This is a genomic window from Streptomyces sp. GbtcB6, from assembly GCF_019091475.1.
Lineage (GTDB): Bacteria > Actinomycetota > Actinomycetes > Streptomycetales > Streptomycetaceae > Streptomyces > Streptomyces hyaluromycini.
Map to the genome: position 1 here is coordinate 295,652 of NZ_JAGXJL010000009.1, position 19,357 is coordinate 315,008.

Genomic DNA, 19,357 nt, shown 5'->3' on the forward strand with positions numbered 1-19,357 from the left:
TGATGCCGCCGCCGACGGTGAGCCGGTCGGCGATGGCCGGTGCTCACCCCTTGGCGGGGCCAGGACTGGCGCCCTGAACCAGTAGGCCTGCGCCGCACATGTACACGCCACAGATATCACCGCGTGCTGACAGCGCCCCGGCCCGGGCTCGGCACCCGTTGGGGCCGCGGCGGCTGTTACGCCCTTTCGGGTGATGGCTCGAGGTGCCGGAGACAGGGCAGCGGTCCGTGGAGGGGAGGGCCCATTGCACACCAAGGAACGGATGGGCGGCAAAGCCGCAATTCGTCATGGGTATGGCGTAAACGGAGCTTGCGTGCGTGAGGCGCAGACATATTCATGATTCGGTGTGTGCTTCATGTTTCCCCCGCCCCGTCTGTGCGCGGGTGGGCGGGGCGGTTGAGCACTGGCGCGTGTCGGGGCAGGAGGGCGCGGTTATCCTGCCTTGGCCACCTCGACGGTGACCTGGCGGTCGTAGAGGTCCTTGAGGACGGACTTCGGGGTGTGTTCGTCGACGATGACGAGGTCGAAGTCGGTGAGCGGGGCCAGGGCGTGCAGAGCACGGCGTTCGAACTTGGTGTGGTCGACGTAGAGGATCCGCTTGGCCGCGACATCCATCATCGCGCGTTTGAACGAGACGGTGTCCTGGGTCTGGTGGTAGCAGGTGCCGTTCGTGATGGCGGATGTCGAGAGAACTGTGAGGTCGACGGAGAGGCTGCGGATGGCATCGGCTGTCATGGTGCCGAGGAACGCGTCGCCGGCTTCGTGGTACATGCCGCCCAGACCGATGAGACGGATTCCGGGGGCGCCCTTGAGCTCACGGATTATGGGCAGGAAGTTGCTGATCACGGTAGCCGGGCCGGCGTCACGCAGCAGTCGGGCGAAGTGGATCCCGGTGGTGCTGTCGTCAAGCATGATCGCCTGCCCGGGTTCCACGTACTGCAGAGCGGCCCGGGCGATGGCGCGCTTGGCCGCGGCCTGGCTCTCGAGCCGCACGGTCACACTGCTCTCGAACAGTGCTGATGGCTCCACGCTTGCACCGCCGCGGGTCCGGCGTAGCAGCCCTTGGCGATCCATCGTGGTGACGTCTCGCAGGATGGTCATCACGCTGACGCCGAACTGCTCGGCCAAGTCCTCGTTACGCACCGAGCCCTGCTTGATGACCTGGGCGAGAATGCGCTGTCGGCGCTGCGACGGCCGTAGTGCCCCTTGGTCGTCGGACTCGTCCGGAACCACGGTGCCGTCGCTCTCACTCACTGGCATTGCCTCCTGTCAGGGCGCGCACACTGCTGTTCTGCGGTCATCAGCCTAAGTGGTTTCTCACCGAGCGTTGTGCGGGCCTGGCGAAGCAGCGCGGGAGGTGGGCAGAGGCCGGCTCTCCTGGTGGGTCGGGTTCCTTCTTGCCGCGTTCGGCATCGTGCCGTGGCCGAACAGGGCACCGTACTCATCGCGGCCCACGGGGGTGAACGCACGCCGCACGCTCGCCAGCGGCCGGCGTCCCTGGCCGGCCCGGTGCATGCACCGGGGGCCGTGGACATGACGCTCACGCGGATCGCCGCCGGCTTCTCGGCCATGCCTGCACCGTCGGCGTCGACCATGCGCCCGGCGCGAAGCGGCCCTCGACACCGGCAGCACCTCCGCCGGAGCCTGGCGCAGTCCGAAGCCGGCGTCTGCAGGCCGATCGGCTATGGCAGCGAGCGCTTTCCGGCGCAGTCCCGGCCTGAGGAGGTTCCCTCACGGCAGGACTCAGTCCAGGCCGTGGAAGGGGCGCGGTATGCCGGGGCCGTCGGTGATGTCGGCCCGGTGCGGAGCTTGCGGGCCGGGTTGTCCGCGCGGAGCGTGTCTGGTCCTGCGCACGCTGTGCCAGCCGGCCCTGCCGTAGCTCGGCGACGTTGGCGAAGGCCGGGCTGAACAGTACGGCCAGTGTGCCGCGGTGCGTGAAGAGGTGTGTGACCTGCGTGCGGTCTTGGTGGGGCACAGTGCCCAGGTGTGGTCCTCGATGAAACCGGGCACCTCCCAGCGGGCCGCGATCAGAGTGTCGCTCACGCGGAGGTACTCGAAAAATCCCGTCAGGGCGCCGCGAGTCCAGAGCAGGTATCGGTGCCCGACGGCTGCGAACGTCGGTGCCGTCACGTCCAGGAATGCGGGGTTCCAGGCGGCCGGCGCCGATGGCTCCAGCAGGATCTGCCGGACGGCCGGCAGAGGAGCGTCGACCACGATCTGTGAACGGAGAGTGGTCATCGGTCAGCACCTCACTCCTCCGTCGACGCTGATGACGGTGCCGTTGATGTGGTCGGCGGTGGGGCCGGCGAGGAAGGCGATGGTGTCCGCGACCTGCCGGCCCTTGCCGATCCCCAGCAGGGCTTTGTGCCTCATGCGATTGAGGTGGTCGGGGGGCACCGTCGTGCCCAGTCCCGTGTTCGGGATCCCCGGGGCCAGGACCACCGAGCGGACGTTGTAGGCGGCGTACTCCTGGGCGACGGACACGGCGAGGCCGTGCAGCCCGGCCTTCGAGGACGCGTAGGCGGCCTGGCCGACGTTGCCGAACATGGCGGCGATCGAGGACACGTAGACGATCCGCCCGTAGCGGCCCCGCATCATGAGCCTCAGCGCATGTCTGGTGACGAGGAAGGCACCGCGCAGGTCGGTCTGGTGGACTGCGTCCCAGACCTCCACGGCATGCGGACCAGAGGCTGGTCGCGGGTGATGGCGGCGTTGTGGATCAGGACGTTCAGCCGGCCGAACTGCTGGGACGCGGCTACGAGAGCGACGGCGGCCTCCTCCTCGGCGACGTCGCCGGCGACGAGCCGAAGCCGGTCGCCGAACCTGTCGGCGAGCGCTGCCAGGCCCTCTGAGGGGCAGCGGTGGTCGGCGACCACGTGGGCGCCCTGCTTGAGCAGGATCTGCGTGGTCGGCAGCCCCAGGCCGCGCCCGGCGCCGGTGAGGACGACGACACGTCCCTCCAAGGTGCTCGAAGTGTCGGCTGGGTGCTCGACGGGTTCGGGGCTGCTGGTCATGAAGGGCCTTCCGGTGGGGGAGCCGAGTCCTGGACATGGTGGGCGCCTGGGCGAAGAGGAGGTCGCTGAGCAGGGCGATGCGTTCCTGATCGAACGGGCGGATGCTGCGCAGCTTCGCGAAGCGCAGGTTGGCCGGTTGGGGTCCGGGCTCCGCCACGAGCAGGGGTGGCAGGAGAAGGCCATGGCGCTGGGAGAGGAGGCGGTCGGCGTCCCGCAGGAACCGCAGTCCCCGCTGTCGGAGGTGGTCCGGCAGCCAGTCGAGGGCGGTCAGATGCAGATCGCTCAGCACACCGTCGGTGATGATCGTCAACCGGGCGGCCGCTCTCTCGGGGATGCGGGACGCTTCGCCGGTGAACAGGGGGGACAGCGGTCGTTTCCTGGTCCGGCAGGATCAGGGTGTTGCCGCCGACGGCGAGGTGGCCGAGCACCGCTGTGGCCTGCTCGGGAGAGGGCCAGGCCCCGGTGGGGGTGCTGTGGACCGTGTCAGGGGGACCAGACGAGCCGGCGGGATGCCAGCAGATGCCGGCGGCCCAGCGGGCAGTCGCCCATGGAGTGGTCGAGGCCGGTGTGGACGACGCGCTGGGCCCTGCGGCGCAGTTTCAAGGTCGGTGCCCGGCGGCGCGGCGGCGCGGCGTCCATCGTGCGGAGCTCGGGGAGCCGGGCCCGTGCGACGTGGGCGTCGATGCCGGTTGAGCAGGCCAGGTCGGCGAAGCCGGGCAGGAGCCGGGCCGGACGCATTCGGCAGGCTGCCGGCTGGGTGCCGACACGGCTGATTACCGCGGGCTCTGCCAGGTCGGCCCCTCCCTGTGTCGGCTGTCGGCCGCGCTCAGATGTGGGGTTTCGCGCGGACTCGACCAGAGGCTCTTGGGCCGCCTGGCCGGGGCCTGCGACCCGTTGTGGCCGGCGAAGCCCGAGGTCTGGCTCCGGCGGCGGTCCAGACACGACGCACGCGGCGGCCCGGCAGGGCAGGCTTGATCCTTTGGGCCGCGTGCGCTGGACGCGGCCCATGCCCGCCGGGGTCACCGGCATCCCGGTCCGTACTGTGAAGCGGAAGGCTCCGTTCTTGAAGGGGAGGAGCGGACATCCGAGGCCGCGGGTGTCTTCGGGGTGGACCACGGGCGTGCCGGCGCCGAAGAACATGCGACCCATCGAGGCGGGCAGTTCCCGGCCGGGCTGGTCGCGGTCGACGGGTAAGCCCTCTGCCGGCGGTGTCCACCTGCCGCGCAGGAGGTCCAGCAGCGCGCCGGTCACGAGGGGGCCGGCGAAACCGTTGTGGTTGTGCTCCAGCACGAAGGGCCCGTCGGCCGGCACGTGGTGGCCGCCTTCGGGACCGGTGAGGCGCCGGTGTACGGCTGCCGGACGGGTGTCGGCAGTCGTGGCACCGGATGTCAGCCGTCCGGTCCGGTTCACTTCGCCTGCACGTTCTCGAAGGCGGCGGCGTACTCCCGCAGCTTCTCGATGCTGGTGAGGACCAGGCCTTCGGCCTCGGCGAACTCGATCAGTTGTGGGAGACGGGCCATCGTGCCGTCCTCCAGGATGATTTCGACGATCACGCCTGCCGGGGCGAGCCCCGCGAAGCGCGCCAGGTCGACAGCCGCCTCGGTGTGACCCGGGCGCTCCAGGATGCCGCCGGGGCGGGCGACCAGCGGGAAGATGTGGCCGGGCCGGCGAAGGTCCGCACCGGTGCCGTTGAGGACCAGCTCGATGGTCCTGGCGCGGTCCGGCGCGGAGATGCCGGTGGTGACGCCGTGCTCGGGGCAGGCGTCGACACTGACGGTGAAGGCGGTGCCGTTGGGGTCTTCGTTGCGGTCGACCATCGGGGGGAGTCGCAGTTCTGCGGCGCGCTCCTTGGTGAGGGACAGGCAGACCAGCCCGCGGCCGCGAGTGATCATGTAGTTGACGGCGGTGGCGTCGGCGTGTTCGGCCGCGATGATCAGATCGCCCTCGTTCTCTCTGTTCTCGTCGTCCACGACGGTGATCGTCTCGCCGCGGGCGATTGCTGCGATGGCGGCCTCGGCCTCGTCGAGAACGAACGGTTCGATGTCCGGAGTCTGCACGGGCACGCGCGTTCCTTTCGACAGGAGGATGTGGGCGAAACGAGTGTCTCGGAGGGTCGTGGCGCCGTGCTTCTCGTCGTCGCCGACGGCGGCCCTCCGCGGGGAGGCCGGACGCCGTCCGGTCGGGGACGGTCGGTCCGCGCGGAGGGCCGCGTCTGCGGGAAGGGCTGTCAGCCGGCGGCCAGTTGGGCCCGGGCGGCCTCGGTGACTCCTTCGGTGGTGATGCCGAATTCGGTGAGCAGAACATCCATCGGAGCGGATTCCCCGAAGGAACGGAGCCCGACCACGGCGCCGTCCCGGCCGACATACCGCTCCCACCCGAAGGGGGATCCCAACTCCACGGCCACGCGCGCGGTCACCTCCGGAGGCAGCACCTCGTCGCGGTACGCGGCGGACTGGCGCTCGAACAGTTCCCAGCACGGCAGGCTCACCACGCGGGCAGGGACGCCGTCGGCGGCAAGCTTGTGGAACGCCTCCAGGGCGAGGTGCACCTCACTTCCCGTGGCGATCAGCAGCACCTTTGGGGGTTCGCCGTCGGCCGGGTCGGCGAGCACGTAGCCGCCCCGGGCCAGACCGGACGCCGGGCCGTACCTCGTCCGGTCGAGGGTGGGCAGGGACTGGCGGGTGAGCGCCAGTGCGGCCGGGTGTCCGGCCTGTGCCAGTACCCGCCAGGTCTCGGCCGTCTCGTTGGCATCACAGGGCCGGAAGACGTCCAGGCCGGGCATCGCGCGCAGCGAGGCAAGGTGCTCGATCGGCTGGTGGGTGGGTCCGTCCTCACCGACCGCGATGGAATCGTGGGTGAAGACGTGTACGACCGGCAGCTTCATGAGGGCGGACAGCCGCAGCGCTCCGCGGGCGAAGTCGGAGAAGACGAGGAACGTCGACCAGTAGGCGCGCAGCCCCGACAGCGCGAGGCCGCCCGTGACTGCGGCGGCGGCGAACTCCCGGACGCCGAAGTGGAGGTTGCGGCCCTGCGGATGGTCCGCCGCGCAGTCCCCGGCGCCCTCGAAGGTCAGCCTCGTCCTGGTCGAGGGCGCGAGGTCCGCCGAACCGCCCAGCAGCCACGGCACGTTGCGGGCCACCGCGTTGAGCACTTGCCCGGAGGAGTCACGGCTGGCCAGGCCCTTGGGGTCGGCGGGGAAGACGGGGATGTCCCGCTCCCAGTCGGCGGGCAGCTCCCCGCGCTGTATCAGGCGCAGTTCCTCCGCAAGCTCCGGGAACTGCTGCGCGTACTTCTGTAGCTGCCGTTCCCAGGCCCCGCGCAGTGCCCGTCCGCGCTCGCCGATACCGGCCGCCATGTGTGCATACGCCTCGTCGGGCACCAGGAAGCGGGAGTCCTCGGGCCAGCCGTAGAACCGCTTGGCGCCGGCGACTTCGTCTTCGCCGAGAGGTTCGCCGTGAGCTGCGGCCGTGCCCTGTTTGGTGGGGGCGCCGTAGCCGATGCTGCTCTCGACGATGATCAGGGTGGGCTGGGTGTGCTCGGTGCGGAATTCCTCGAGCGCGCGGTTGATCGACGTGCGGTCGTTGGCGTCGGTGACGCGGGTGACCTGCCAGCCGTAGGCGCGGAAGCGGGCGGCGACGTCCTCGGTGAAGGCCAGGCTCGTGCTGCCCTCGATGCTGATCTGGTTGCTGTCGTAGATCCAGCAGAGACCGGCCAGCTTCAGGTGCCCGGCGAGCGAAGCGGCTTCGGCGGTGACCCCTTCCATCAGATCGCCGTCTCCGCACAGCGCATACGTGTCGTATCCGAACAGCTCGTATCCGGTGCGGTTGTAGCGTGCCGCGAGCCAGCGGGCGGCGATGGCCATCCCGACGGTCGCGGCGGCACCGGTGCCCAGCGGGCCGGTGGTCGCCTCGACGCCGGTGGTCAGGCCGTACTCGGGATGTCCGGCACACCGGGAGTCCAGCTGCCGGAAGCGGCGGAGGTCTTCGAGCGTCACGGCTGGGCGCCCGGAGGGTTTTCCGTCGGCATCGGCCTCTGTGACCTGGGCCAGGTGGAGCAGCGCGTACAGCAGTGCCGAGCCGTGGCCGCCGGAGAGGACGAACCGGTCGCGGTTCGGCCACAGCGGCGCGGCGGGGTCGTAGCGCAGGAAGCGGTGCCAGAGGGTGTGGGCGGTGGGGGCGAGCGCCATCGGGGCACCCGGGTGGCCGGAGTTCGCGGCCTGCACCGCGTCCATGGCCAGGGTGCGCAGAGTGGTGACGCACAGGTCGTCGAGGGAGTGGCTGTCGGCGTGCGGTTCAGGCACCGGGGATCACCTCGGCTGCGAGCGCGGCGCGGATGTCGGTGGTCAGCTGTTGCCAGGAGTCCTGGAAGCGGGCGATGCCGTCGGTCTCCAGCTCTTCCGTGATCGTGGTGAGGTCGATGCCCAGCGCGGCGAGCGCGTCGAGGATGCTGCGCGACTGCTCGTAGCGGGCGCGCACGGTGTCGCCGCGCGGCTCGCCGTGGTCGATGACGGCGTTCAGCGTGGCGGCGGGCATGGTGTTGACGGTGTCAGGCGCGATGAGTTCGACGACATAGCGGGTGTCGTCGAACGCGGGGTCCTTCACCCCTGTCGATGCCCACAACGGGCGCTGCGGTTGGGCTCCGAGCGCGGTGAGCGCCTGCCAGCGCGGCCCGGAGCGGACCTGCTCGTGGAGTTCGTAGGCGAGGCGTGCGTTGGCGATCGCGACCCGTCCGCGCACCGCGCGTGCCTGCGCGGTGTCCCGCTTGTCGAGGCGGGCGTCGACGGCGGCGTCGACACGGGAGACGAAGAACGAGGCCACGGAGGCGATGCGGGAGACATCGAGGCCTGCCTGCGCGGCGCGTTCCAGTCCGTCCAGGTGCGCCTCCAGCACCTGCCGGTAGCGGGCGAGTCCGAAGATCAGGGTGACGTTGACGCTGATGCCCTCGGCCAGGCAGTCGGCCGCGGCGGACAGGCCCGCGTCCGTGGCCGGGATCTTGATCAGGACGTTGCGGCGATCGACCAGCCAGTGCAGCAGCCGGGCCTCGGCCAGCGTGCCCGCAGCATCGTGCGCGAGTCCGGGAGCGACCTCGATGGAGACCATGCCGTCCATTCCACCGGAGGCGTCGTGGACTCGACGCAGGAGGTCAGCGGCGCGCCGCACGTCGGCGCAGGTGAGCAGACGCAGGGCGTCAGCGGGAGGCGTGCCGAGCCGGGCGAGGCCGGCCAACTGGCTGTCGTAGGCGCTGCTGGTGGTGATGGCCTGCTGGAAGATCGTGGGGTTGGTGGTCACACCGGTGATCAGGCCTTCGCGTACCTGCCGTGCCAACTCGCCGGAGTCGAGGCGGTCGCGGCTGAGATCGTCCAGCCAGACGGCGGTCCCCGCGTCGTTGAGCCGACGCAGTGTGTCGTTCAAGGGTGCTCCAGTGAAAGGGATGTCGGCATTGCCCCGGGGAGTGAGGCCGGGGAATGTCGGAGGGAGGCCGGCACACGGCCTCCCTCCCTGCGGCCTACTTCTCGTTGGCCAGGTCTCCGCTGGCCAGGTTGGCGTCGACCAGGGCGGGAAGCCGCTTCAGGAAGGCGTCCTTGCCGGTCACCACATGGTCGAGATAGGTGTTGACGTTGTCCTTCGTGATCGGCGGCATGACGTACGAGTACTTCTCGTTCACCGGCTTCTTCTCGACGATGCGCTGGGCCACCGCCAGGCCTTCCGCGAGCTCGACCCGGCCGTGCTGCAGTGACGAACCTATGAACTCGCCGCTCCGGACCGCGCGCAGGCCGTCCTCGATCCCGTCGATGCCGACGACCGGCAGCGACTTGGCGCCGCCCTCCTTCAGCGCCTGTACGGCGCCGAGACCCATGTCGTCGTTCTCGGAGACGACACCGTCGAGCTGCCCGCCGAAGCTGGACATCCAGTTCTTGACCTTGTCGACGGCCTGGTCCCGGTCCCAGTTGGCGGTGTCCTTGGCCAGCACCTTGATGCCGGGGTACTTCTTCAGCACGTTGTTGATGCCGCGCGAACGGTTCAACTCGGGAGAGGAGCCGAGCGGACCCTGCAGGATCACCACGTTGCCCTTGCCGCCGAGCTTGTCGGCCATCATCTGCATTTCCTGCTCGCCTGCCTTGACGTCGTCAGGCAGCACGGTGGCGGCCAGCCCCGAGGAGTTGGTGAGCGTGGTGTTCACCGCGACCACGGGGATGTTCTTCGCCTTGGCCTCGGCGATCTGCGGAGCCAGGGAGTCGGCCTCGACCGGCACGATGACCAGTGCGTCCACGCCGGAGTTGACCAGCTGATCCACCTGGTTGGCCTGCGTGCTGACATCGCCGCCGGCCGAGTTCCACACCAGCTCGATGTTGTGGGCCTTGGCGTAGGCCTCCATGCCCTCCTTGCCTTGCGTGATGAAGGACGACATGTCGTAGACGGTGACGCCGACCCGGATCTTGTCGGCGCCGGTGTCGCCGGCCCCGCACGCGGCCGTCGTCGCCAAAAGCGCCATGGCGCACGCGGCGGATCCCGCCAGCCGCAGGGTTCGTCTGGTCATGAGAGTCTTGCCTTTCTGATCTGAAACGCAGTGTGTTGGCGGCTCTGATGCACGGGTTTCAGCGGCGTTTGTTGTTCGCCCACACGTCGACGGAGACGGCAGCGACGATGAGCACGCCCTTGATGACCTTCTGCCAGTAGGCAGGCACCACGAGAATGTCGAGACCGTTGTTCAGGGTCTGCATGAGGAAGAGGCCCAGGACGGTGCCCCAGATCGTGCCGCGGCCGCCCATGAGGCTGGCGCCGCCGATGACGACTGCAGCGATGGCGTCCAGTTCGTATCCCGAGCCCAGGGTCGGCGGACCGGACAGCACGCGCGAGGCGAGCATCACGCCGGACAGACCTGCGAGCAGGCCGCTGAGGGCGTAGACGCTGAACAGCACGCGGTGCGCCTTGACACCGGCGAGTTCGGCCGCGACCCGGTTGCCGCCGACCGCGTAGACCCGCATGCCGTACGAGGTGAAGCGCATGATCACGGCGAGGACGACGATCCCGACGATCATCACGAGCACGGGCAGTTGAAGGCCCAGGACCTTGGTACCGGCGATCTCATTGAAGTTCGCGGGCAGCCCGTTGATGGGAGCGCCGTCACCGATGACGTAGGCCATGCCGGATGCCGCAGTGAGCATGCCCAGCGTGGCCACGAACGGTGGCACGTTCACCCAGGCCACCAGCGCCCCGTTGATCGCGCCGGCGACGAGACCGACGACCAGACCGACCAGCAGGGCCGTGAACAGCCGTTCCGGATGTCCCTTCACGACCGACGCGGAGGCCATGGCACTGACGGCGATCACGCTGCCCACGGACAGGTCGATACCGCCGGTCAGGATGACCAGGGTCTGGCCGACCGCGATGAGCGCGAAGGGTGCCGCGGCGATGGTGATCGTCTCGAAGTTGTCCGGTGTCGCGAACCGGGCGCTGCGATAGCTGAAGTACAGGACGACCAGCAGCATCACGATGATCATCGAATGGCTGAGGGTGAACTCCCGCAGCCGCGCCGCGTTGAACCGGCTGGACGTGGTGGAGGCGTCGGCGGAGGCGGGCGCAGATGCGGTGGGCGGAGACTGTTGCGTGATCATGATGCGTCGTCCCGGGGGAGCGGAGTGGTGGTGGAAGGCTCGCCGTCGAGTCCGGCGGCGAGGCGGAAGATGCGGCTCTGGGCGTCGGGGGAGGACAGTTCGGCTCGCTCCAGGCTGCCCGCGACGGAGCCGTCGCGGATCACGTGCACGCGGTGGGCGAGCCCGAGGATCTCGGCCATGTCCGAGGACGCCATGACCACGGCCATACCGGAGGCGGCGAGGTCGGTGACGATGCGGTAGATCTCGCTGCGTGCGCCGACGTCGACGCCGCGGGTCGGCTCGTCGAGCAGCAGGACCTTGACGTGTCCGGTCAGCCACCGGGCGAGGACGACCTTTTGCTGGTTGCCTCCGGACAGGGTGCCGACTTGCTGGCGCAGGCCCTTGCTGCGCAAGTGCACAGAGGCCATCGCGGTGTCCACGGCGGCTGTGCGCGCGCTGCCCCGCAGCCAGCCGGCGAGACTGAAATCCGGCAGGCGCGGGAGCGTGCCGTTGTCCAGCACACTCATTCCGAGGACCAGACCTGCGCCCTTGCGGTCCTCGGGGACGAAGGCCATGCCTGCGCCGATCGAGGCCGCGGCGGAGTGACGCCGTACCGGAGTACCGGACACCGTGATCTCACCGGCGGTGCTGGCCCGCGCACCGAACAAGGCCTCGAGGAACTCCGTACGTCCTGCACCGACCAGACCGGCGAGACCGACGATCTCGCCGGCCCGGACCTCCAGGTCGACCGGCTTCGGACAGCCCGCCGTGTGCAGGCCGCGGACCTGGAGGGCGATATCGGTGCCGGGCGTGGGCAGAACGGGGAACAAGTCCTCGAGATCCCGGCCGATCATTGCGTGGACGATCTCGTCGTCCGTGATCTCGGCGCTGGGCCTGTCCTCGACGAGCGCGCCGTCCCGCAGCACCACCACTCGGTCGGCGAGGGCCCGGATCTCCTCCATCTTGTGGGTGGTGTAGAGCATGGCGACGCCGCGCTCGCGCAGCTTGTCGACCACGCCGTACAGCCGCTCCACCTCATGCCCGGAGATCGCGGAGGTCGGCTCGTCCAGCAGTACCACCGACGCGCCCCACGATGTGGTCTTGGTGATCTCGACGATCTGCTGCAGGGCCACGGTGAGCCGTCGCATCGGCGCATGGGGGTCGATGTCGACGCCGAACACCTCGAGCATCTCGCGTGCCTGGGCTGCCATCCGGCGGCGGTCGAGCAGGCCCGAGCGGCGCTTGAGCTCCCGGCCGGCGAAGAGGTTCTCGTACACCGTCATGTCGAGGATCGGGGCCAGTTCCTGCGGCACGATCCCGACGCCGAGCTCACGGGCTGTCCGCGCGTCCGCGAGGCGCAGCACTTCGCCGCCCACGAGGACATCTCCGGTGTCGGGCCGGACCTGACCGGACACGATCTTCATCAGTGTCGATTTGCCGGCGCCGTTTTCACCGGCCAGCGCCGTCACGGTGCCGGGTGCCAGGTTCAGGGACACCCCGCGCAGGACGGGGATCCCTCCGAAGGCCTTGGCCAGGCCCCGGCACTCGAGGGCCGAATTCGTCATGGTGCCTTCCGCTGTCGGGCTGTCGTGCGTCTCGCGCGGCGCGGCCGTACCGGTCAATCCGGTCATCGGCGTGCCCCCTTGTTTCCGTCGGCGGCCTGGCTGCCAGTACGGGAGCCCTGGCCCTGAATGCCGGGCACGGCTCAACGCCCCGCCGCAGAGCGCGCCGGCAGGGCCGCTCGGGCGAGTGCTCGTGCCAGTTCCCCAGGACCGGCGTACGGCTCCTGCCCGCCGAGCAGATCGGCGATCTGCCGCAGTAGAGGCAGCCCGGACCAACCGCTCAGCCCGCCGAACCGGATCAGCTGGTCGACGAGTTCACGGGCGAGGCGCGCGGCGGCGACCCCCTCCACGGTCTGGCCCGCGGCCTGCATGGCCCGCAGTGCCTCGTCCGGGGTTTCACCGGCACCGATACGGGCGCCGTAGACGCGGTTGCGACCGGACAGGGCGGTGACCTCCAGGTCACCGACGCCGGCGAGTCCCGTCACGGTCTCGGGACGGCCGCCGAGCAGTCCGGCCAGCCGGACCATCTCGGTGACGGCCCGGGCGAACGCCGCGGCCTGCAGGTCGTGATAGGGCTCACCGCCGTGCTCCACGAGTCCCTGGCAGATGCCGAGCGCGATCGCGTAGACGTTCTTCAGCGCGGCGGACACCTCGACGCCGGTCAGGTCGTCGCTCTCCTCGACCGCGTAGGCCTCGGTGGCGAACAGGCTGCGGGAGCGCCCGGTGACGCCGGGAGTGCCGCAGGCGTGCACGGATGCGGTGGGTCTGCGGGCGGCGACCTCGTTGGCCTTGCACGGGCCGCCGATGGCGACCAGCGGCAGGTCGAGGCTGCCGTCCGGTGCGCTCTCGCGCAGCACGCTGGTCACCGCGTCGGGAAGCGTGACGATACGGTCGTCGAGCCGGACGAACCCCTTGGTGGTGATGGCCAGGACCTGCCCGGGGCGCAGATGCCCGGCGGCCTTGCGCAGCACGTCCACCAGGCCGTCGGAGCTGACGGACAGCACCACGTACGTGGCCCCGTTGAGGGCTTGCGCCAGCTGGCCGCTGCGATAGGTCTTCACCCGCGGGTCGAGCGGGACCCCGGTGCGCGGGTGGGGACGCCCCTGGCCGACGGCGTCGAGCAGCTCGTCGTCGAGCCAGGTGCCCCACAGCCGGACCTCGTGACCGTTGTCGGCGGCCGGTGCGGCGAGTGCGCTGCCCATCGCCCCCGCACCGAGGATGGTGATCGTCTCGGCGCGACGGCTCATGCGGACTTCTCCTCGTACGCGGCGAGCTGGCGCTGCTCGACTTCGTGGATCTTGCGGACCTTGGGCAGGGAACGGCCACCGGCGAACTCCGAGGCGATCCAGTGGTCGAGGCAGATCTTGGCGTGCTCGATGCCGAGCGTGCGGGCGCCGAAGCAGGCGATCTGCGCGTCGTTGGACTTGCGGGCCCGCTCGGCGCTGTAGGCATCGGCGATCTGCGCGGCGCGCACTCCGGCCACCTTGTTGGCGGTGATCGCCACACCGATACCGGTGCCGCACACGAGGACAGCGCGCTCGTGCTCACCGCCGGCGACGGCCAGGGCGACGCGCTCGGCGACGTCCGGGTAGTCCTCCTGCTCGCCCGAGCCGAAGTCCTTCACCTCATGTCCCTGTGCGATCAGGTGCTCGCGCAGGGCCTCCTTCATCGCTGCGCCGGCATCGTCCGAGCCGATGGCGATGGTACTCATGACGTTCTCCAGTAAGTGGTGCAGAAAGTGGGCGAAGTGGCGTATGCCGACCGCCGGTTCGGTGAAACGGCGGGGTGGGGGCCTGGGCGGCTGCGCCACCGGTTCACCGAACCGGTGGCATGGGGGCCTAGGCCTTGCCGCCGGCCGCGTCGGAGGCGGCGAGCAGCGGCGGGAAGAGGTCCTTCAGCGCCGGGTAGATGCGGCGGTAGACCTGGTACAGGTCCTCGTAGCGGGAGCGGGTGACCGAGTCGGGGTCGACGGTGGCCTTGGCACGGGCCATGCGGGCCGCCGTCTCGCGGATGTCGTCGACACCGCCGAGGCCGACGGCGGCCGCGGCGAGGACTGCCGCACCGAGTGCGGTGGTCTCCGTCTCGGCACACACGGTGACGGGGCGCCCGGTGGCGTCGGCGACGATCTGTGTCCACAGCCGGCTGCGCGAGCCGCCGCCCATCACCAGATAGCGTTCGATGGGGATGCCGGTGTCGTCGGCGACGCCGTCGGTGGTGAGCCTCAGCTCGAAGGCGACCCCTTCGAGCAGGGCCCGGTACAGGTGCTGCCTGCCGTGGAACCCCGACCAGCCGATGATCGCGCCCCGGGCGTTGGGATCCCAGTACGGGGTCTGCGCCGCGTTGAGATACGGCAGCGCCATCAACCCGTCCGCGCCGGGCGGGATCTTCGCGGCGGCCGCCTCCATGACCTCCTCGCCCGACAGCCCAAGCTCCAAGCCGGCCGGTACGCCGAACTTGTCCATGAACCAGCTGATCAGATAGCTGCCGGCCGACAGCAGGGTCTCCAGCGTGTAGGTGCCGGGGACCGGGCCGCCCAGCGTGCGGTAGGCGCGGGACCAGCGGTAGCTCTCCGACCAGGTACCGGCGGCCAGGGCGGTGCCCATGTTCGCGTACATCAGGCCCGGACCGGTGACGCCTGCGCCGAGACCGGCGCACTGCCCGTCACCCGCGCCCGCCACGACCGGGACGCCCGCAGGAAGGCCCAGCTCCTCGGCGACGTCGCGGCCCACTTCGCCCAGTACGGCACCGGGGGGCACGAGTTCGGGCAGTTGTTCCTCGGTCAGGCCGACGATGTCGAGCAGCTGCCGCGACCAGGTGAAGGAGGCCATGTCGACCAGCCCGAGCGGGTCGGCCGAGGCCCAGCTTGTGCGCCACTCGCCGGTCAGCTTGTTGGCCAGGTAGCAGGCGACGTCCACCACCCGTGCGCTGCTGCGCAGGGTGTCCGGCTCGTTCTCCCGCAGCCAGATCAGCTTGTAGAACGCAGGGGTGACGTCCGGCGGTTTCCCGGACAGCTCGTGCACCGACCTGCTGCCGTGCTCGGCGATCTGCTTGCCGGCCCGGCCGTCCAGCCACAGGATCGCCGGACGCAGTTCGTTGCCGTTGCGGTCCAGACAGACGAAGCTCTCACGCTGGTGGGTGATGCCGATGGCGGCGATCCGCGTGGCATCGACCCGGGAGACCGCCTCGCGCAGCGCGCCGCGCGCGGAGTTCCACCAGTCCCGGGCGTTCTGCTCGTGCCACCCGGGGTGCGGGCGCTGCAGCGGGAACGTACGGCGCCCCTCACTGACGGCATGGCCGGCCTCGTCGAACACGACGGCCTTGGTCGCGGTCGTGGAACTGTCGATGCCGATGACGTACCTGCTACTGCTGCTGTGCTCCATGTGCCCTCCTCTCCTCCTCGGTCGGGGCGGCCGGTCCGGCTGCCGTCGCTGACGGTGTGCGGCAGGTGTCACGTCCTGCCTCGCGGGTGGTGTCCATGCCGCTCACCCCGTACGCGCAGGCTGCGGGCCGCCGAAGCCGGGCGCACGTATCCGCGCGGCGTCGGCGCGTCGGTCGTCGGGTTGACGGCCTGCCTCCCGCTCGGCCTCGACCCTGGACCGATACCGGTAGATCTCCTCGTCAACCCTGGCGTGATCCCAGCCGAGCGGGGCTGCCACCAGAGGGGCGGCCTCCTCGGCCGCTGCCAGGCCCCGGTCCTCGGTCTCCATGAAGATGTGGGTACGCCGGGTCAGGACGTCATCGAGGTGAAGCGCGCCCTCGTGAGTGGCGGCGTACACGATCTCGCCACCGAGATATCCGGGCGCGCCGCGCAGCGGCGCGCCGAGAGCACGGTTCGCGGCGATCAGATCCAGCACTTCCGTGGCGAGCGTGCCGTAACGGTCCGCGAGCCGCTGCACCCATTCGGGGCTCAGCCCGTACCGCTTGGCCAGTACTGCCTTACGCCAGACCAGGCTGTGATAACCCTCGGCACCGGCCAGCGGTACCTCCTTCGTGGAGGAAGCCGGAACGCTGTGAGGCAGTCCGCTTACGGCGGCGTCGATGACGTCCTTGGCCATCACGCGGTAGGTGGTGAACTTGCCGCCCGCTACAGCGACAAGACCCGGCTGAAGACGCGCTACCACATGCTCCCGGGAGAGCTTGGCCGTCTGCTCCGCCTCACCGGACACCAGCGGACGCAGTCCCGCGTACACGCCCAGGATGTCGCCTCGTGTGAGAGGGGAGGCGAGCACGGAGTTGACGTGTTCCAGCAGATAGTCGATGTCGCCGGAGCTGACCGCGGGGTGCTCCTTGTCGTACGTCCAGTCGGTGTCCGTCGTACCGACGAGCCAGTGCTCCTCGCCCCAGGGAATGACGAACAGCACGCTCTTCTCGGTGCGCAGAATCAGGCCCGAGGACATTGCGATTCGGGAGCGCGGGACCAGCAGGTGCACTCCCTTGGACGCCCGCACCCGCAGCGAGCCGCTCGCGTCGGCATGCTGCTGCATTTCATCGGTCCATACGCCGGTCGCATTGACCACCGTGCGGGCGCGGACGGTGCGTTCACGTCCGGTCTCGACGTCCTGGACGACGGCGCCCACCACACGGCCCTCTTTGCGTACGAAGGAGGAGACCCGGGCCCGGCTGGCGCACAGCGCACCGTAGGAGGCGGCAGTGCGGACCAGGGCGAAGGTGAAGCGGGCGTCGTCAACCTGCGCGTCCCAGTAGCGAATCGCCCCCACCAGAGCGGAGGGCTTGAGCGCCGGCGCCTCGGTGAGTGCCGTGCGCTTGGTCATGTGCCGATGAGCCGGCACCCCGCGTGGCAGGGCAGAGGTCATGCCCATGGTGTCGTACAGCAGCATCCCGACTCCGGCGTACGGCCGCTCCCAGATCCGGCGGGTCAGCGGGTAGAGGAACGACACGGGCCGGACCAGGTGCGGGGCGATCCGCTGGAGCAGCAGGGCACGTTCCCTCAGAGCCTCGGAGACCAGCTTGAAGTCGAGCATCTCCAGGTAGCGCAGGCCGCCGTGGATGAGCTTGCTCGATCGGCTCGATGTTCCGCTGGCCCAGTCCCTCGCTTCGACCAGCGCGACCGACAGCCCGCGGGTCGCCGCGTCGAGGGCGGCGCCCGCTCCGACCACGCCACCTCCGACGACGAGGACGTCGACCTCGGCGGCTGCCATTTCATCGAGCGCGTGCTCACGTGCCGAAGGGGAAAGTGCCACCTCACGCACGACCTCAGCTCCTCTCGATTGCATCGGAACCTGGCGCATGCGGTTGACCGTGACCCGGAGTTCTCGATGTGGGGGTGTGCGGGGCGCAGCCCGCACGGCTGTGATGGACGCGGACGGAATGCACGAACGCACGTCCGACGGTGGTGTCCGCGCCCGGCACCGGGGGGCGATGGCCATCGGCGGTGGCCATCATCAAGGTCGGGTGCGCTGCCCGGCGGTAACACATCTCGCCGTACCTGACAGATTCCGCGTTCGTTTCCACGATCTCCCTGTCCTAATACACATGTGAACTGTTTGTTTCCGCATAACCAATGTTGGATCATGAAGCGCTCGGAGAGCCGGGTGTCAGGTCTCTCCGTCTGCCGCACCCGCCGGCTCGCATGAGCGGAGGTGGACAGGTTTCTGGCCTGCCGGGCGCCGGTGACTACCGCAGCAGTGCCCATGCGCACGTGCCGAAGGGTGTCCGGAGCACTCCGAACCGGTGTGCCAGAGCGCCCACCAGTGCCAGCCCGCGGCCGCTCTCGGTGATGTCGTCGTCGGTGCAGGAAACGCTGGGCTCCCGCCATGTTCCGCTGTCGATCACCTCGACACGTACGTGTGACCTGTACCGAATCAGCCGGAGAATGACCTCGGCGGAACCGCTGTGGCATACCGAGTTGGTGACGAGCTCCGAGACGGCGAGGCATGCTGTGGCGGACGTCTCGCTGCTCACCTGCCACTCCGTCAGATGTGTGTCGGTGAAGGCCCTGGCCCTGGATACCGCCGACTTCTCGGTCGGCAAGGTGCACCACGCCAGAGCATCCCGGCGGCCGGATTGCGGCCCGGGGCGTTCGAGGGTTGCTGCCGGGTTGTGCAGTCCTCGGTCGAGGGAGGGGGTGGCAACCATCGTGATCACCTTCGGGGAGGTCGAGTGTGCTGCCCGGCGGGAACCTTCTGGCTGTTCCTGTCAGGTTTCGTGCTCGTTTTCACAATGATCCTGCCGTAACCCACACGTCAAGTGTCTGTTCCGACATTTTCAATGTTAGATATCGATGCAGGGTGCAGCCATCTCAACCCTCGCCCGGCCTCGGTGGGGCCGGGTCACAACATGAGCCCGTCGCTACCGGCCGGTCCGGGGCACAGGAGAACACCGATCCTCCGGGTGCTGGTTTCCTTGGCTGGGGAACGGGCTTCGAGCTCCTCGATCGGCGTCGTGTGTTGCGGCACGCGGCCCGACCGCGTAAAGAACGGCAAGCGGTCGAAGACCTCGTGCGCTCGCGAGCCCTGTGGATCTTGCGATGCGCCCGCCCCCGCGTATGCGCTGCTCCTGCCGCCTTCGGATTCGTTCGCCCCAGGGGGAGTCGTCGTCAAGAGCCCGCTGTTGCTGCGCTCATCGGATCGTGCGGACCACCAGTGCTGGCAGGGCGGCACCACGCACATCGGTGACCACGGCGGGACGTGCGTCCGTGTGGGCGCTGCAATGCCGGTCCCATACTGGGAGCCGGCGGGCGCCACACACTCTCGCACCGGAAACGGTGATGAGACAGTGCCGAGGCCTTGGGCCTCTCTGGCTGCGCCGCCCATGAAGGGTGCAGACCAGGTGCAGGCACAGGCCCCAGAAGAAGCGGCTGTGGCCGGCGCAGTAGCCGTATTCGGCCCGACCTGCCAGGTCGGAGTGTTTGACGGTCTCGCGGGAGCGGCCGCATTCCACCGGGGTGGAGTCCACGACCCATACGTCGTCGCACCACACCGAGGTGGTGGTGGCCAGGATCCGGTTGACACTTCGCATCAGACCGGCGCCCTTGCGCAGCCGCTTGTCGTAGCCGGGCTGCTGGGGCAGGCAGGGGAAGAGGTGGCGCAGGTGGGCACGGGCATGGCGGAGCCATTTGGCCTCGGAGGTGTGGCCGAGTATGGCCTGCATCGTGGCGAGGGTGACCAGTTCGGCATCGCTCAGGCGGGACGTCATGCCGACCGGCGGGCGCCACGGCGCCAGGTCTG

At 69.6% G+C, this 19,357-nt stretch carries 14 protein-coding genes and 2 pseudogenes; all 16 read right to left on the reverse strand.

Annotation, left to right across the window (positions count from 1 at the left end; translation table 11 throughout):
* Positions 1 to 432 precede the first annotated feature (432 nt).
* Positions 433 to 1,254: a DeoR/GlpR family DNA-binding transcription regulator gene (locus KVT45_RS18160; protein ID WP_308310793.1), complete on the reverse strand. Its 822-nt coding sequence runs from the start codon at positions 1,252 to 1,254 to the stop codon at positions 433 to 435.
* Between the two features lie 489 nt (positions 1,255 to 1,743).
* Positions 1,744 to 2,238: a hypothetical protein gene (locus KVT45_RS18165; protein WP_217548645.1), complete on the reverse strand. Its 495-nt coding sequence runs from the start codon at positions 2,236 to 2,238 to the stop codon at positions 1,744 to 1,746.
* A gap of 3 nt (positions 2,239 to 2,241) precedes the next feature.
* Positions 2,242 to 3,197 (reverse strand): annotated as a pseudogene (locus KVT45_RS58435) (SDR family oxidoreductase).
* Positions 3,198 to 3,497: 300 nt separating this feature from the next.
* Positions 3,498 to 3,752 (reverse strand): hypothetical protein, encoded by a 255-nt coding sequence (locus KVT45_RS18180; protein ID WP_217548651.1) that lies wholly within the window; start codon positions 3,750 to 3,752, stop codon positions 3,498 to 3,500.
* A 668-nt stretch (positions 3,753 to 4,420) separates the two neighbouring features.
* Positions 4,421 to 5,077, reverse strand: a complete 657-nt coding sequence (gene ribB, locus KVT45_RS18185; RefSeq protein ID WP_308310795.1) for a 3,4-dihydroxy-2-butanone-4-phosphate synthase — start codon at positions 5,075 to 5,077, stop codon at positions 4,421 to 4,423.
* A gap of 164 nt (positions 5,078 to 5,241) precedes the next feature.
* Positions 5,242 to 7,314, reverse strand: a complete 2,073-nt coding sequence (gene tkt / locus KVT45_RS18190; protein ID WP_308310797.1) for a transketolase — start codon at positions 7,312 to 7,314, stop codon at positions 5,242 to 5,244.
* Positions 7,307 to 8,425: a transaldolase gene (tal, locus tag KVT45_RS18195; protein ID WP_217548653.1), complete on the reverse strand. Its 1,119-nt coding sequence runs from the start codon at positions 8,423 to 8,425 to the stop codon at positions 7,307 to 7,309. The genes tkt and tal overlap by 8 nt, the downstream gene beginning before the upstream one ends.
* A 94-nt stretch (positions 8,426 to 8,519) precedes the next feature.
* Complete coding sequence (locus tag KVT45_RS18200) at positions 8,520 to 9,551, reverse strand: substrate-binding domain-containing protein (RefSeq protein WP_302832523.1); 1,032 nt, start codon at positions 9,549 to 9,551, stop codon at positions 8,520 to 8,522.
* 58 nt (positions 9,552 to 9,609) lie between these two features.
* A complete protein-coding gene (locus KVT45_RS18205; protein ID WP_217548655.1) occupies positions 9,610 to 10,629 on the reverse strand; it encodes an ABC transporter permease in 1,020 nt (339 codons plus the stop codon).
* Positions 10,626 to 12,239, reverse strand: a complete 1,614-nt coding sequence (locus KVT45_RS18210) for a sugar ABC transporter ATP-binding protein (RefSeq protein WP_217548657.1) — start codon at positions 12,237 to 12,239, stop codon at positions 10,626 to 10,628. The genes KVT45_RS18205 and KVT45_RS18210 overlap by 4 nt, the downstream gene beginning before the upstream one ends.
* A 74-nt stretch (positions 12,240 to 12,313) precedes the next feature.
* A complete protein-coding gene (locus tag KVT45_RS18215) occupies positions 12,314 to 13,417 on the reverse strand; it encodes an NAD(P)H-dependent glycerol-3-phosphate dehydrogenase (RefSeq protein WP_217548659.1) in 1,104 nt (367 codons plus the stop codon).
* On the reverse strand, positions 13,414 to 13,881 hold the full coding sequence (rpiB, locus tag KVT45_RS18220) for a ribose 5-phosphate isomerase B (RefSeq protein WP_217548661.1): 468 nt from the start codon (positions 13,879 to 13,881) through the stop codon (positions 13,414 to 13,416). Before rpiB ends, KVT45_RS18215 begins: the two co-directional genes overlap by 4 nt.
* A 127-nt stretch (positions 13,882 to 14,008) precedes the next feature.
* On the reverse strand, positions 14,009 to 15,550 hold the full coding sequence (locus KVT45_RS18225) for an FGGY-family carbohydrate kinase (RefSeq protein WP_217548663.1): 1,542 nt from the start codon (positions 15,548 to 15,550) through the stop codon (positions 14,009 to 14,011).
* A 102-nt stretch (positions 15,551 to 15,652) separates the two neighbouring features.
* Entirely contained in the window at positions 15,653 to 17,329 is a 1,677-nt protein-coding gene (glpD, locus tag KVT45_RS18230; protein ID WP_217548745.1) for a glycerol-3-phosphate dehydrogenase, read from the reverse strand.
* Positions 17,330 to 17,804: 475 nt separating this feature from the next.
* Positions 17,805 to 18,161 carry an ATP-binding protein gene (locus tag KVT45_RS18235; protein ID WP_217548665.1) on the reverse strand — a complete coding sequence of 119 codons (357 nt, stop codon included), beginning with the start codon at positions 18,159 to 18,161 and terminating at the stop codon, positions 17,805 to 17,807.
* Positions 18,162 to 18,944: 783 nt separating this feature from the next.
* A pseudogene (locus KVT45_RS18240) lies at positions 18,945 to 19,352 on the reverse strand (IS982 family transposase); the annotation flags it as partial.
* Positions 19,353 to 19,357: the final 5 nt, after the last annotated feature.

Coding starts and splice junctions, on each gene's coding strand:
- KVT45_RS18200 (WP_302832523.1), bottom strand. CDS start 9,551: ATGACCAGACGAACCCTGCGGCTGGCGGGATCCGCCGCGTGCGCCATG.
- KVT45_RS18210 (WP_217548657.1), bottom strand. CDS start 12,239: ATGACCGGATTGACCGGTACGGCCGCGCCGCGCGAGACGCACGACAGC.
- KVT45_RS18215 (WP_217548659.1), bottom strand. CDS start 13,417: ATGAGCCGTCGCGCCGAGACGATCACCATCCTCGGTGCGGGGGCGATG.
- rpiB (WP_217548661.1), bottom strand. CDS start 13,881: ATGAGTACCATCGCCATCGGCTCGGACGATGCCGGCGCAGCGATGAAG.
- KVT45_RS18165 (WP_217548645.1), bottom strand. CDS start 2,238: ATGACCACTCTCCGTTCACAGATCGTGGTCGACGCTCCTCTGCCGGCC.
- KVT45_RS18205 (WP_217548655.1), bottom strand. CDS start 10,629: ATGATCACGCAACAGTCTCCGCCCACCGCATCTGCGCCCGCCTCCGCC.
- KVT45_RS18225 (WP_217548663.1), bottom strand. CDS start 15,550: ATGGAGCACAGCAGCAGTAGCAGGTACGTCATCGGCATCGACAGTTCC.
- KVT45_RS18180 (WP_217548651.1), bottom strand. CDS start 3,752: ATGCGTCCGGCCCGGCTCCTGCCCGGCTTCGCCGACCTGGCCTGCTCA.
- glpD (WP_217548745.1), bottom strand. CDS start 17,329: ATGGCAGCCGCCGAGGTCGACGTCCTCGTCGTCGGAGGTGGCGTGGTC.